Source organism: Streptomyces sp. AgN23, from assembly GCF_001598115.1.
In the GTDB taxonomy this organism is placed as follows: Bacteria; Actinomycetota; Actinomycetes; order Streptomycetales; family Streptomycetaceae; genus Streptomyces; species Streptomyces antimycoticus.
In genome coordinates this window covers 1909754-1922311 of the sequence record NZ_CP007153.1, presented here as the reverse complement: position 1 = coordinate 1922311, position 12558 = coordinate 1909754, and the positions used below count along the sequence as shown (strand labels likewise).

Sequence of the window (12558 nt, the reverse complement as noted above, 5' to 3'; positions counted from 1 at the left end):
CGGTCTCCGGGTTGTCGGCGTCGTTTCCGAGGCGGATCTGCTGCCCAAGGAGGAGTTCCGGGACAGCGATCCGGACCGCTTCGAGCAGCTGCGCCGGCTCCCCTACCTTCTCCCTGGCAGCAGTGTCCATGTCCGGGTGCGGGAGGGAGTGGTCACGCTCGGCGGACAGCTGCGCGATACCTCGCTGGTGCCCGTGGCCGTTCGCCTCGCCCGGGCCGTGGAGGGGGCCGTGGAGGTGGAATGCCACTTCCGGGCGTCGGACCGGACGAGGCGGAGCGCACGATCCGAGGGCGATTCCTCCGGGACACGCGGCCGGTACTACGGCTCGATGTCCAGCACATCCTGGACCGGCCGCCTGGGGGTCCGCGTACCCGGAGGTCCGTATCCGAGCCGCAGCACCATCTGCACATAGGCCATGCCCGCCATCGGGTCACGCAGTGGCCAGCGCAGGTCGTGCCATTCGAGGGCCTGGGTGACGAACGAGGCGGACAGTCCCGCCAGGGTGGCGCGCAGCAGAACACGTTCCACCGCCTGGCCGGTGCGCAGCCAGTCCACCGGGCGGTCGCGGGAGGTGGTCAGCAACGCCAGGTGAGGGGAGGTCTCGAAATCGGCGGTCGGGCGGCCGGGGACGGTCTTGCCGCCCGCGAAGTCGCGCATGGGGGCCTTGCCGATCCGGCGAAGGGGCCCGAAGGCGTATTCCGGGACCCCTTCGGTGGCCGGCCGTGTGTCGTCCGCCCGGCGGGTGAAGCGGTCCAGGTCCGCGGCGGCGCCGGCGTCGGTGAGGTTGCGGGCCTCACCCTCTCGCGCCAGGTCCAGGACGGACTGCAGATGCCAGCCGGAGGCGAAGGACAGCGAGACGTGCTCCTGGTCCGCTGCGTCGACCAGGGCGGTCCGCACGGACATGGGGATCTCTGCCTCGGCGAAGGGGTACCGGCTGGTGTGGCGGGTGTGCACGGCGGGGTACAGGGCGGCTGGATCGTCCTTGTCGCCGAGCGGGCCGGTGAGGGTTACGGTGGCCAGCAGCATGGGGTCGCTGGGGTCGGGCAGTACCCGGGTGGTGGCCTGCCAGCCTTCGTGGGCGACCGCGACCCGCAGGTTCATCAGGGCGGCGCCGCAGCCGATGTGCAGGGCGCGGAGTACGGGGTCGGTGTGCGGGAGAGCGCCCCGGAGGTCGGCTCGCAGATGGAAGACGCGGTTGCGCCGGGAGTACTGGAATCGCCAGGGCTGGGCGTTGTGCATCGAGGGGGCGGCCGTGGCGTCCCGCACCAGCGCCATGACCACCGCTTCGGAGAGCGAACGCGCACTGCGGTGCGTCATTGCGGACCTGTGGGGGCCGGTCGTCTCCCGTTGCCCTTCCGGCCCGTGCCCGATGGGGTGAATGTGTGCGTCCGGACCGGGGAACACGAGGGTGATCTGGTCGGTGTCCGACCATCGCACGTCATAGGGAGGTGTTCCGTCGTCGTGGTGGAGTCCGACGATTTCACCGTCCCGTTTGGTGGCACCGGTGTGGGGGCTTTCGACAATCAGTTGGTCGCCGACTTGGGCACGCATCGACATCCCGCCTCTCTGCCTCACCTCCAACGTGGCACGGTCGGCGAGTGGTGTCCTGGGGGCGGCCAGCCCTCGAGCCAGGGGCCGAACGGCCCCGTTGGGGGCCGTGTGGCCAGGAGAGGGAGCCATGAGGCTCATTCGGTGGCGGGGACGAGCCGACAGGCTCTATAGCTGGCAAGCTCTATAAGGGAACACGGGCCGACCCACCGCGACTCTGCGAGAGGAGTCGGGACATGCACCACAGAACGGTCGGAGAGCTCATGACACGTCCGGTGGTCCAGGCACCGCGTGACATGCCGTTCAAGGAACTCGTACAACTGCTCACGGAGCACGATGTCACCGCCGTGCCGGTCGTGGACGGTTCGGGACGTCCGGTCGGCGTTGTGTCCGAGGGTGATCTGCTGCGGAAGTCGTCCGGCCAGGCGGATCCCTCCGGTCTCCTCCCGGTCCCGCATCTGGAGGCGTGGGAACGCGCGAAGGCGCAGGGCGCGAGCGCGGAGGAGCTGATGTCGGCACCCGCGGTGTGCGCGCGCCCGGAGTGGACGGTCGTCGAGGCGGCCCGTGTGATGTCGGACGGGAACATCAAGCGGCTACCCGTGGTGGACGAGACCGGCAAGCTGCTCGGCATCATCAGCCGTGGCGACCTGCTGCGGGTCTTCCTGCGCCACGACGACGCGATCCGCGACGAGATCGAAAGGGATCTGCTGCGACGGACCCTGCGGCTGGCTCCCTCGGCCGTGACAGTCGATGTGCGGGAGGGCGAGGTGACACTGGACGGATCGGTCGAGGCCAGGAGCCTGATCCCGGTCATTGTGCGGTTGTGCCGCGGCGTGGACGGGGTGGTGTCGGTCACCGAGCACATCGCCTACGGCACCGATGACACCGGCGGCTCCGCCGCGGCCGCGTGAAAGCCGGCACCCCACCGACACCCCAGCACCCGGCAGGAGGCACTGCCATGGAACAAGTGGTCACCGTGGGTCTCGACGGCTCGGCCGAGAGCCTGGCCGCCGCTCGCTGGGCCGCCGACGAGGCGGAACGGCGTGAGCTGGGCTTGCGTCTGACGCACGCGTGGATCCTGCTGTGCCCGCCCACGCCCGACAGCCCAGCGGCGGAAGAACAGAACTACTGGGCGAAGCGGATCGTGCACGACGCGCACACCGAACTGGCCCGCGGCCACCCGAAGCTGACCATCATCGAGGACCTGGTCGCGGACGAGGCCGAGACGGCCCTGCTCGACGCGGCGGCGCGGTCCCGCATGCTGGTGCTCGGGTCGCGAGGGCTGGACCGGGTGGCGAGCTTCTTCCTGGGTGACATCGGATCGCACACCATTGCCCGGGCGGAGCGGCCGGTGGTGCTGATGCGCGCGGGGCGGGAAGCGGACGGACGCCGGCGACCTGTGGTCGTGGGCCTGAGTCTGCACGGTCCCCAGGACAACCTCCTGGAGTTCGCCTATGTCACCGCCTTCACTCGCGATGTGCCACTGCACGCCGTCCACGGAAGAAGGCCCGACCGGGTTCACACCGCCCGGGGCGGGGAACCCGAGGTGGCTCAGGACACCATGGAGCAGGCGCGACGGGAGCTGGATGAGGTACTGCGGCCCTGGCGGGAGAAGTTCCCCCGGGTGCGAGTTGTCGACGAGGTCCGGCTGGAGAGCCCGGCCCAGGCCGTCGTACAGGCCGCGGCCGACAGCGATCTGCTGATGGTCGGACGGCGGAAGCACCCGCCCGCGCTGGGTCCCCGCCTGGGGCCCGTGGTGCAGGCGGCGGTGCACCACGCGGACTGTCCGGTCGCCGTCGTCCCCCACGAATGACCGGGACGCGGCATTGGCGGGACGGATGACCATCCGCATTCCCGACGACGGAGATCTCCATGGTTCACCCCATCACCGCGGGCTTGCACGGGGCACTCGAAAGCCTGGCCGCCACCGACTGGGCGGCGCGGGAGGCACACGTGGCGGAGGTCCTGCTGGGAGCTGCGTCGCAGGCCGGGCTGATGGTGGTCGGCCGCCCCATCAACCGGCCCGCCGTGGGCCCACGCCTCGGCCATGTCGCTCACGCGCTCCTCCACCACGCCGCGTGCCCCGTCGCTGTCGTGCCCCACCCATGACGTCACTGCTCGGCCGGTCCGGAAGGGAGCACCGATGGCACGCCGCTCACCGCAGGGCGAAGACGGACCAGGACGGCTGCCGCGCGCCCGGTACGAGAAGGAACTGCGCCGTCTGCAGATCGAACTGGTGAAGCTCCAGGAGTGGGTGCGGGCCGGGGGACAGCGGGTCGTGGTGGTCTTCGAGGGACGGGACGCGGCTGGGAAGGGCGGAGCGATCAAACGGGTCACCGCACGCCTGAACCCGCGCGTCGTACGCACCGTCGCCCTGCCCGTGCCCACGGACCGCGAACGCACCCAGTGGTACTTCCAGCGCTATGCCGAACAGCTTCCCGCCGCGGGAGAGATCGTGCTCTTCGACCGCAGCTGGTACAACCGGGCCGGCGTCGAACGCGTCATGGGTTTTTGCACCGAGGAGGAGCATCAGCGCTTCCTCCACCAGTGCCCGGTCTTCGAGCGGATGCTGGTCGAGGACGGGATCCTGCTGCGCAAGTACTGGTTCTCGGTGAGCGACGCCGAACAGGAACGGCGGTTCCGCCAGCGGCTGAGCGATCCCACGCGGCGCTGGAAGATCTCCGCGATGGACCTGGAATCCGTCAAACGCTGGGAGGCGTACTCCCGCGCCAAGGACGAGATGTTCGCGTGCACCGACATCCCCGAGGCCCCGTGGTACGTCGTCGACAGCGATGACAAGCGCGCCGCCCGGATCAACATGATCGCCCATCTGCTGTCGACCGTGCCGTACGGCGACGTCCGGCTCCCGGAATTGCGCCTGCCGTCCCGCCCCCCGTCCACCGGCTACCAGCGGCCGCCCAAGGAGCTGCAGACCTTCGTGCCCGACCACGCGGCCTCACTCCTGGCGCCGGGCCGTGGACCAGCCCCCGACACGGACACGGCCGAAGCGAGGGGACACGGATGACGGACACCACACACCGTCCCGATACGGTCCACGCCCTGCTCGCCGACGGCAGCACCGTTGAGATACGCCCCGCGCGACCACAGGACCGGGACGAAGTACTGCGCATGCATCAGGAGATGTCTCCCGAGGCCATGCGGCTGCGCTTCTTCGCCGTCAACCCGCGCTACGCACAGGAGGCGGCGGAGCGCATCTGCACACCGGGACACCGTGGTCACCGAGCGCTCGTCGCCTTGGCCGACGGCCGGGTGGTCGGGGTGGCCGAGTACACCATGCTGCCCATGGCCCCCGGCGAACCGGTGTCCGCGGACATCGCTCTGGCCGTCGCCGAGGGCCGCCACGGCCTAGGCATAGGCACCCTGCTGCTCGAACACCTCGTCCACGCTGCCCGGGAGGCGGGCATCTCCGGCTTCACCGCCGAAGCGCTCGCAGAGAATCACGAGGTGCTGAAGGTCTTCGCCGATCTGGGGCTGCGCACCTCCCGCCACTTCGACGGCACCGACGTCCGCTGCACCGTCCACCTGGAGCAGGACGAGCACTACCTGGCGGCGGTGGACCGACGGGGCCGGATCGCCGACGTGGCCAGCCTGCGGCCACTGCTGAGACCACGCTCGGTGGCCGTCGCGGGGGCGGGCCGGCGGCCCGGATCGGTCGGGCGGGCCGTACTGCGAAACCTGCGGTCCGGCGGCCTCACCGGGGCGCTGTACGCGGTCAACCCGCACGCCCGGGTCATCGAGGGGACACCGGCGTTCCCCTCCGTGGCGGACCTCCCGCTCGTACCGGATCTCGTCGTACTCGCCGTACCGGCGCCCGCCGTGGCCGACGTCGCCGGGCAGTGCGGCACGGTGGGTGTGCGGGCGCTGGTGGTCCTGACGGCGGGGCTCGACACCGGCCAGGCGGAGGCGCTGTTCACCTGCTGCCGACGCCACGGGATGCGGCTGGTGGGCCCCAACTGCCTGGGCATCGCCGACACGGCCGACGAGGCGCGGCTGAACGCCACGTTCGCCGCGCATCCTCCGCTACCAGGGTGCGCTGGGGTCGCCGTGCAGTCCGGAGGGGTCGGCATCGCGCTGCTCGAGCAGTTCGGACGGCTCGGCGTCGGCGTGTCCAGTTTCGTATCGCTGGGCGACAAGTACGACGTCAGCGGCAACGACATGCTCCAGTGGTGGGAGGCGGACGCCCGTACCCGGCTCGCCGTGCTCCACCTGGAGTCCTTCGGCAATCCGCGGGCCTTCTCCCGCACCGCGCGCCGTGTCGCCCGCACCATGCCCGTGCTCACCGTGGACGCGGGCCGCTCGGAAGCCGGACGGCGCGCCGCCGCCTCGCACACCGCCGCCGCGGCCACCCCCACCATGACCCGCGGCGCCCTGTTCACCCAGGCGGGCATCATCGCCACCCGGAGCATCGCCGAACTGGTCGACACCACGGCCCTGCTGCACGCCCAACCGCTGCCCGCGGGCATCCGGGTCGCGGTGGTGAGCAACGCGGGGGGCACCGGTGTGCTCGCCGCCGACGCCTGCGTCGACGCGGGACTCGCCGTCCCCGCCCTGGACGTCGGCCTGGCCGGTGAACTGCGGGCGGTCCTGCCGCCCGGCGCTGCCACCAGTAACCCCGTGGACACCACGGCCGCCGTCACCGCCGACCGGATGCGCTCCTGCGTGGACCGGCTGGCGGCGCACGGAACCGTGGACGCCGTGCTGGTGGTGCTCGTGCCCACCGCGCTCGCCACCGGAACGCGGGACGACCCGCTGCTGGCCCTCACCGGAGCACCGGGACGGCGGCCCCGGCCGGTGGCCGCGGTCCTCCTCGACCAGGAGGCCCCCGTACGGCTGCTCGCGAGCGCCGACGACCGCCCCGTACCCGCCTACGCCGAGCCGCAGTCGGCGGCGCGCGCACTCGTCCACGCCGCCCGCTACGCGCGCTGGCGCGCCGAACCGCCGGGCAGCGTGCCACCACTGTCGGGCATCGACCCCGCCGGTGCCACGGCCATCGTTGAGGAGTTCCTCACCCGCCACCCCGACGGGGGATGGCCCGACCCCCGTGACTGCGCGGCCCTGCTCGACCGCTACCGCATCCCCCAGCTGCCCTGGGCCTGGGCCGAGGACGAGGACACCGCCCTGGCCGCCGCACGGCACCTGGTGGCGGACGAGCGCGGCCGGGTGGCCATCAAGGCGTACTGGCCGGGGCTGGTGCACAAGAGCGACCTGGGAGCGCTGCGGCTCGACCTGGAGGGACCGGACCAGGTGCGCCACGCCTACCGGGACCTGCGCGCGCGTTTCGGTGACCGGATGGCCGGTGTGTTCCTCCAGCCCATGGCGCGCCGGGGTATCGAGCTGTTCGCGGGCGTCGTCCAGGACGAGGTGTTCGGCCCCTTGGTGCTCTTCGGCCTCGGTGGCACCGCCACCGAGCTCCTCGCCGACCACGCCGCCAGGCTCGCCCCCTCACCGACCGCGATGTGCACAGCCTCCTCACCGCCCCGCGCTGCGCCCCGCTGCTCTTCGGCTACCGGGGTGGCGGGCCGGTGGACCTGGCGGGGCTGGAACAGCTGCTGCTGAGGCTGTCCCGGATGGCCTGTGACCTGCCTCAGCTCGCCGAGACCGACCTCAACCCCGTGGTGGCCCGGCCAGACGGAGTCGTCGCCCTGGACGTCCGGCTGCGCCTCCTGCCACGCCATGCGCACGATCCCTATCTGCGGCGGCTGCGCGCCGCCCGGCAGTGGCGGGCCTGAGCACCGTGCCGCCGTCACACCTGCGGCACGATCACCACCGGGCATGCGGAGCGGTGGAGTACGGCGTGGCTGACCCGACCGAGTTGCAGTCCGATGTGGTCGCGGCGCCGGAGAGCACCGACGACCAGCAGATCGGCCTGCTCCGACACGTCCAGCAGCACCCGATGCGCCGGTCCTTCGATGACCTCGCGGTGGACCGTGAGGTCATCCTGCTCGCGCTCGACCTGGTCCAGCACCTCGCTGAGGACGCCCGCCGCCTGCTCCTCGTAGATCAGGCCCCTCGCCTCACGCTCCAGCGGCGACTGGCCCGCACGGGGGTGCGCGGGGCGCCGCCAGGAGCGTACGGCGTGCAGTGCGGCGTGCCGCGCCCGCGCCTCGCGGAAGGCGAACCGGACGGCCACCGACCCCTCCACCAGGTCGCCGACCGCGAGAACCACGCGCCCGAGGGCGCCCGCGCGGTTGCTCTCCCCACCACGGACCACGACCACCGGGGAGACGGCACGCGCCGCCACCGCCAAACTGACCGACCCCAGAAGCGACTCCGTGATCGCGCCCCTGCCACGGGACCCCGTGACCACGGCGAACGCCTCACGGCTCTGCTCCAACAGCGCCATCACGGTGTCCTCGGCCAGCACCTCGGCGGACACCTTCACATCAGGGTTGCGCAACGTCGCGCGTTCCGCGCAGGCGGCGACGATGTTCTCGGCCGCCACATCCCCGGTGGGACGATCGGTGCCGAACGAGGGCAGACGTCCTTCGTACCGTTCCCATCGGGAAGCGTTGACCAGGTGCAAGGGCAGTTCATGGCGTGCCGCCTCGTCCACGGCCCAGTCCAGGGCCTCCAGGCTGGACTCCGATCCATCGACACCCACGACCAGCGGGAGCGCCATCATCCCCACCGCCTTTCCTCCGGTCGACTCGTCCGCCTCGGGTACCCCGTGGCCACGCACACACCGCCCCGCTTCCCCGCTCGGACCGATCAGTTCTGACGGCGGAACCGGTCGGCTTCGGCCCCCGTCGCCCGGTCCGGTGGGCGCCGGATGCGATCCGGGAACATCGGCCACACGATGAAGGCATGCCGCCCCCCGGCCCCGCCGAGCGCTTCGCCGCGGGTCTGCCGCGGGAGGAGGCGGCGCGGCGGCTGGAGGAGTACGGCTCCGATGTCGTCGCCCGGGAGCGGCGCACTCCGGTGTGGCGTCGTGTGCTGCAGCAGTTGCGCGACCGCTGATCGTGGTGTTGCTCGTGGCCGCCGTGCTGACCCTGGCCACGGAGACCTGCCCGACGCCTCGGTGATCCCGCTCGTCATCACGGTGAACACCGTGGCCGGCGTCGTCCAGGAGGTCAGGGCGGAACGTGCCGTGGCCGCCCTGACGGCCCTCAGCGCGCCGACCGCCCGGGTGAGACGCGATGGCGTGGACTCTTCCGTACCGGCGGCCGACGTGGTGCCGTTTGGCCGCGAGTTCGTACAGGTAGGCGCGCTGGTCGTCGTCCAGACGCAGAACGCGGGCCAGGGACTCCAACACGGACTGGGACGGCTGGATATGAGCCTGTTCGAGCCGGGCGCCTGCGTCGTCCGACGGGGTGACGCCGCGGTACGCCGTTACCCCGTCGGCCTGCCGTCACTCCACGAAGCACGCCTTGCCTCGCGTGCGTGAGGGGATGGAGCGGATACTTGTTGAGCATGGCCGACCGACCTCCCGACGAAGCACGGCACGAGACGTCCCTGGAGCGTGCTGACCGTAACTTCGCCGAGTTGTTGCAGGAGCTGCGCGTCACCCAGACCGGGGTGCAGATCCTCTTCGCGTTCCTGTTGACGCTGGCCTTCGCTCCGCGCTTTCCGACGCTGGACACGGTCCAGCGCGTCACGTACGTGACGACGCTCCTGCTCGCCATGCTGGCCGCGGCCATCTTCACAGCACCCGCCGCGCTGCACAGGGCGCTGTTCCAGCAGCATGCCAAGCCCGTCGTCGTGCGCGTCTCCTCGCGCCTGGCCAAGATCGGGATGTGGGTGCTCATGCTGGCGTTCACCGGCTCGGTGCTACTGGTGGTGGACGTGTCGCTCGGCCGTGTGACAGGGGTCGCGGCCGGTGCGGGGACGCTGCTGGTGTGCGTGGGGCTGTGGCGGATCCTGCCGTGGGTGGTGCGGCGGGCGATTGTCTCACCGCGGAAGGATCGAGGGCGGATCTAGCCAGACAGAGGGGGCCCGGACTTGAGGAGCCTCCCCTCGATGAACGGCGGCCTACTCATCGTGCGCGTGCGGAACAGCGATGACCGGGCAGCGCGTGGTGCCCCGCTCCCTGGCTGACGGAGTCCGGCGGCATGCCGGTGAAGCCGCCGCGCCCGCGCGTGCCCACGACCAGGCCGAGGGCGTGCTCGGACGCCTTGGCGAGGACCTGCACCGCCTCGTTCCACTCCGCCCAGGAGGGCCGCCCACCCGTCGGCCGGTAGCCCGGGGTCGGCAGGTTCTGCGCGAGGACCAGCGGCAGACGGCGCCGGTCCGCCGCGTCGGCGGCCCAGCCGAGCGCTATCCCCGCCCGGTGGTGTCGTCGGCGAAGAACACGAACGGCAAGCCGGCGAGGTCCAGTCGTTGCTTCGCCCTGGCCACGTTCATCCGGGGTGCGGGCAGGTCGCTGAGGGTGAGCGGCACGGCCACCAGGCCGGAGAGGTGGGGGTGGGGGTGTACCCGAGCGAGGCGGTAGCCGGTCGGGCCGGACCGGTACAGCACGCTGTCCTCGCCGGTTCCGATGTCGGTGAACAGGTGGACCGTAGTCCATCGTCTCCGGCTCGAAGGCCGCCTCGTCGGGTGACTCGCGAGCCAGGCAGAAGGACTTGTGCCGAATGACCTGGCGTTCCTCGGCCGGGTGGGGGAACCGAAGCGACGGACGTCGTCAAGGAATCCCTGGCGCAGGTCGTGCCGGGTGCCGACCTCGCCGCCCTGCGCCCGGACGATGCCTTCCGCGACGCCCTCGACCTCGACTCGCTGGACTTCCTGAGCTTCATCGAGACACTCAGCCGGCGCACGGGCGTCCGCATCGACGACGAAGACACTCCGCGGCTCACCACCCTGTCCGGCTGCGCCGAGTTCCTCACCTCGCACCCGGAGTGAGAAGGGCGGCGGCTGACGCGGGTTCGCGTCCACCGCGGCGGTCGGCGCATCCGACCAGCCGGGGCCAGGGCCGGGCGGAGGTCATCCGCCACCGGTCCTGCCGGTGTCGGACGAACCGGTCGTCCACCGGCGTCGAACGGCGTCCTCGTGTTCACTCTCCTCCAAGGCCAGTCCGATCTGGGCGAGCGACTCCTCCAGACGGGGGATCCAATGGCGCCTCAGCGCGCGCACCCGCTGGCGGGTGCGCGCCACCTCGGCCCCGACGATCCCGGCGGCCGCCCGCGCGACGGCGTACTCCGCGCCTGCCCGCAGCGCTTCCCGCCAGGCGGCTTCGGCGTGTACCAAGGCAGTGTTCCCGGGAGTGGCGGCGTCGGGGGAGCGGTCGGGGACCTGGCACGAGAGGTGCCAGGGGTGGCGCACTCCCATCGTGGTCTCCGCGCGCCAGGTGATCTCCGTGGGGCCGACGCCGTCCGCCGCCGTCGCCAGGGCGTGTTCGCCGCCCTGGAGAAGTCCTCGCAGCAGCCAGGTCTCAGCTTCTCGGACCGTGTCGCGCCAGGCGCGCGCACCGGCCTCCTCGGCACGCAGCAGGCTCTCGTGCCGCGTTCGCAGGATGCGCAGCTTCTGCTCGAGGAGGTCGGCTCCTCGCAAGGCGACGTCCAGGCTGTGCCGCAGCCGCAGGCGGGCCGCGCGTGAGGGCGGGATGGCGGACGTGGCGCTCACGCTCCTGACTCCCGTTCCTCGCCGTCGGCTGTCCCTTCCCGCGCGCCGTGCGCGTCGAGCAGTGTGGGGGAAAGCATGGCGAGTTGGCTGCGGGGGAGGGCGAGCAGCACCCGCCAGGCGGTGTCCAGCGTCTGGTCCATGGAGCGCGCCTCGTCGCGCGGCTGGTCCACGAAATGGTGCAGGAACGCCTCGTCGAAGGCGAGGTAGCGGTGGTCGGTCGGGCTCAGGGCCGCCTCCCCGACGAGGTCGGCCAGCTCCCGGACCTGCCGTGCCCGGGAGAGGGCGGCCAGCATCTGGGCGGCCAGATCGAGGTGATCGGGCCGGGTCCGCCCAGGGCCCGCGCCCTTGCGCATCAGCCGGGACAGCGAGGAGAGGGCGTCCATCGGCGGATACACGCCCAGGGCATGTGTGCGGCGGGAGAGCACGATCTGGCCTTCGGTGATGTAGCCGGTCAGGTCGGGGACCGGGTGGGTGATGTCGCCCGCGGGCATCGTGAGGACCGGCAGTACGGTGATCGATCCCTTCCGGCCGCGGATCCGCCCGCAGCGCTCGTAGAGCGAGGCCAGGTCGCTGTAGAGGTAGCCGGGGTAGGCGCGGCGGGCCGGGACCTCGCCCCGGGCGGCGGAGACCTCGCGCAGCGCCTCGGCGTAGGCCGTCATGTCGGTCATCACCACGAGCACATGGCGTCCGCCGGCGAAGGCGAGGTGTTCGGCCACGGTCAGCGCGATCCGCGGGGTCAGGATCCGCTCGATCACGGGATCGTCGGCGGTGTTGAGCAGCAGCACGAGTTCCCCGGCGGCCGAACGCTCTTCGAGGACGTCCCGGACGAAACGCGCATCGGGGTGGGTCAGGCCCATGCCGGCGAAGACCACGCTGAACGGATCGCCGCCGACGGTGGACTGCGCGGCGATCTGGGCGGCCAGCTCCAGATGGGGGAGCCCGGCCACGGAGAACACCGGCAGCTTCTGCCCGCGCACCAGCGTCGTCAGAGCGTCGACGGCGCCGACCCCGGTGAGGACCGGATCCGAGGGCGGCTCCCGCCGAACCGGATTGATCGGGGTGCCGCCCACCGCCGCGCTGTGCTCACCGAAGACCGGCGGACCGCCGTCGACGGGCTCGCCCCGGCCGTTGCACACCCTGCCCAGCCAGCCCGGCCCGACTGGGATCCGCAGCGGTTGCCCGGCGAAGGACACCCGTACACCCTCCGGGTCCATTCCGGAGGTGTCCTCCAGCACCTGCACCACGGCGAGTTCGCGATCCACCTCCAGGACCAGGCCGTAGCGGCGCTCGCCCGAGTCGAGAGTGATCCGGGCGAATTCGTCCCACCCCACTCCAGAGACCCCCTCCACGATGGCGAGCGGACCGCGCAGCTCCCGCACGGCCGTGTACTCGACCTCACTCCAGCCGGTCACGGTCGCTCACCCCCGACCCGCC

General features: G+C 71.8%; 12 protein-coding genes and 5 pseudogenes. 10 read left to right on the top strand and 7 right to left on the bottom strand.

Features of this window, described 5'->3' with window-relative positions:
• Position 1 precedes the first annotated feature (1 nt).
• A pseudogene (locus tag AS97_RS47050) lies at positions 2-241 on the top strand (BON domain-containing protein); the annotation flags it as partial.
• 77 nt (positions 242-318) lie between these two features.
• On the opposite strand, the gene AS97_RS08520 reads toward AS97_RS47050, so the two are convergent.
• Entirely contained in the window at positions 319-1317 is a 999-nt protein-coding gene (locus tag AS97_RS08520) for a nitroreductase (protein ID WP_247204780.1), read from the bottom strand.
• 72 nt (positions 1318-1389) lie between these two features.
• A pseudogene (locus AS97_RS47045) lies at positions 1390-1551 on the bottom strand (DUF1918 domain-containing protein); the annotation flags it as partial.
• Between the two features lie 233 nt (positions 1552-1784).
• Here AS97_RS47045 and AS97_RS08515 point away from each other — a divergent pair.
• The 5 genes and pseudogenes from AS97_RS08515 to AS97_RS08495 all read left to right on the top strand — a co-directional run bounded on the left by AS97_RS08515 (position 1785) and on the right by AS97_RS08495 (position 7298).
• Positions 1785-2459 carry a CBS domain-containing protein gene (locus AS97_RS08515; RefSeq protein ID WP_125760545.1) on the top strand — a complete coding sequence of 225 codons (675 nt, stop codon included), beginning with the start codon at positions 1785-1787 and terminating at the stop codon, positions 2457-2459.
• A 47-nt stretch (positions 2460-2506) separates the two neighbouring features.
• Positions 2507-3361 (top strand): universal stress protein, encoded by an 855-nt coding sequence (locus AS97_RS08510; RefSeq protein ID WP_125760543.1) that lies wholly within the window; start codon positions 2507-2509, stop codon positions 3359-3361.
• A gap of 146 nt (positions 3362-3507) precedes the next feature.
• Positions 3508-3657: pseudogene (locus AS97_RS47040) on the top strand (universal stress protein); the annotation flags it as partial.
• Positions 3658-3691: 34 nt separating this feature from the next.
• Entirely contained in the window at positions 3692-4573 is an 882-nt protein-coding gene (ppk2, locus tag AS97_RS08500) for a polyphosphate kinase 2 (protein WP_125760541.1), read from the top strand.
• Positions 4570-7298 (top strand): annotated as a pseudogene (locus AS97_RS08495) (bifunctional GNAT family N-acetyltransferase/acetate--CoA ligase family protein). The gene ppk2 and the pseudogene AS97_RS08495 overlap by 4 nt, the downstream one beginning before the upstream one ends.
• 14 nt (positions 7299-7312) lie before the next feature.
• Here AS97_RS08495 and AS97_RS08490 read toward each other — a convergent pair.
• Entirely contained in the window at positions 7313-8188 is an 876-nt protein-coding gene (locus tag AS97_RS08490; RefSeq protein WP_125760547.1) for a universal stress protein, read from the bottom strand.
• 185 nt (positions 8189-8373) lie between these two features.
• Here AS97_RS08490 and AS97_RS47035 point away from each other — a divergent pair, with 185 nt between their 5' ends.
• From AS97_RS47035 to AS97_RS08480, 3 genes are all read left to right on the top strand, one after another.
• Positions 8374-8526 carry a cation-transporting P-type ATPase gene (locus tag AS97_RS47035; RefSeq protein WP_125760539.1) on the top strand — a complete coding sequence of 51 codons (153 nt, stop codon included), beginning with the start codon at positions 8374-8376 and terminating at the stop codon, positions 8524-8526.
• Between the two features lie 61 nt (positions 8527-8587).
• Positions 8588-8953, top strand: a complete 366-nt coding sequence (locus AS97_RS47030) for a hypothetical protein (RefSeq protein WP_247204281.1) — start codon at positions 8588-8590, stop codon at positions 8951-8953.
• 26 nt (positions 8954-8979) lie between these two features.
• Positions 8980-9486 (top strand): DUF6328 family protein, encoded by a 507-nt coding sequence (locus AS97_RS08480; RefSeq protein ID WP_086710238.1) that lies wholly within the window; start codon positions 8980-8982, stop codon positions 9484-9486.
• 51 nt (positions 9487-9537) lie between these two features.
• On the opposite strand, the pseudogene AS97_RS08475 reads toward AS97_RS08480, so the two are convergent.
• Positions 9538-9697 (bottom strand): annotated as a pseudogene (locus AS97_RS08475) (universal stress protein); the annotation flags it as partial.
• A 125-nt stretch (positions 9698-9822) separates the two neighbouring features.
• Positions 9823-10023, bottom strand: coding sequence for a hypothetical protein (locus tag AS97_RS08470; RefSeq protein WP_059148754.1), 201 nt, complete (start codon positions 10021-10023; stop codon positions 9823-9825).
• A gap of 186 nt (positions 10024-10209) precedes the next feature.
• Between AS97_RS08470 and AS97_RS08465 the strand changes: the two genes are divergently transcribed.
• Positions 10210-10404: an acyl carrier protein gene (locus AS97_RS08465; protein WP_247204280.1), complete on the top strand. Its 195-nt coding sequence runs from the start codon at positions 10210-10212 to the stop codon at positions 10402-10404.
• A gap of 81 nt (positions 10405-10485) precedes the next feature.
• On the opposite strand, the gene AS97_RS08460 is transcribed toward AS97_RS08465, so the two are convergent.
• Complete coding sequence (locus tag AS97_RS08460) at positions 10486-11124, bottom strand: V-type ATP synthase subunit D (protein WP_210564640.1); 639 nt, start codon at positions 11122-11124, stop codon at positions 10486-10488.
• Complete coding sequence (locus tag AS97_RS08455) at positions 11121-12536, bottom strand: V-type ATP synthase subunit B (RefSeq protein WP_059148756.1); 1416 nt, start codon at positions 12534-12536, stop codon at positions 11121-11123. The genes AS97_RS08460 and AS97_RS08455 overlap by 4 nt, the downstream gene beginning before the upstream one ends.
• Positions 12537-12558: the final 22 nt, after the last annotated feature.

Excerpts from the sequence above, each read along its gene's own strand:
- ppk2 (WP_125760541.1), top strand. The coding sequence starts at position 3,692 with ATGGCACGCCGCTCACCGCAGGGCGAAGACGGACCAGGACGGCTGCCG.
- AS97_RS08510 (WP_125760543.1), top strand. The coding sequence starts at position 2,507 with ATGGAACAAGTGGTCACCGTGGGTCTCGACGGCTCGGCCGAGAGCCTG.
- AS97_RS08520 (WP_247204780.1), bottom strand. The coding sequence starts at position 1,317 with ATGACGCACCGCAGTGCGCGTTCGCTCTCCGAAGCGGTGGTCATGGCG.
- AS97_RS08490 (WP_125760547.1), bottom strand. The coding sequence starts at position 8,188 with ATGGCGCTCCCGCTGGTCGTGGGTGTCGATGGATCGGAGTCCAGCCTG.
- AS97_RS08515 (WP_125760545.1), top strand. The coding sequence starts at position 1,785 with ATGCACCACAGAACGGTCGGAGAGCTCATGACACGTCCGGTGGTCCAG.
- AS97_RS08480 (WP_086710238.1), top strand. The coding sequence starts at position 8,980 with ATGGCCGACCGACCTCCCGACGAAGCACGGCACGAGACGTCCCTGGAG.
- AS97_RS47035 (WP_125760539.1), top strand. The coding sequence starts at position 8,374 with ATGCCGCCCCCCGGCCCCGCCGAGCGCTTCGCCGCGGGTCTGCCGCGG.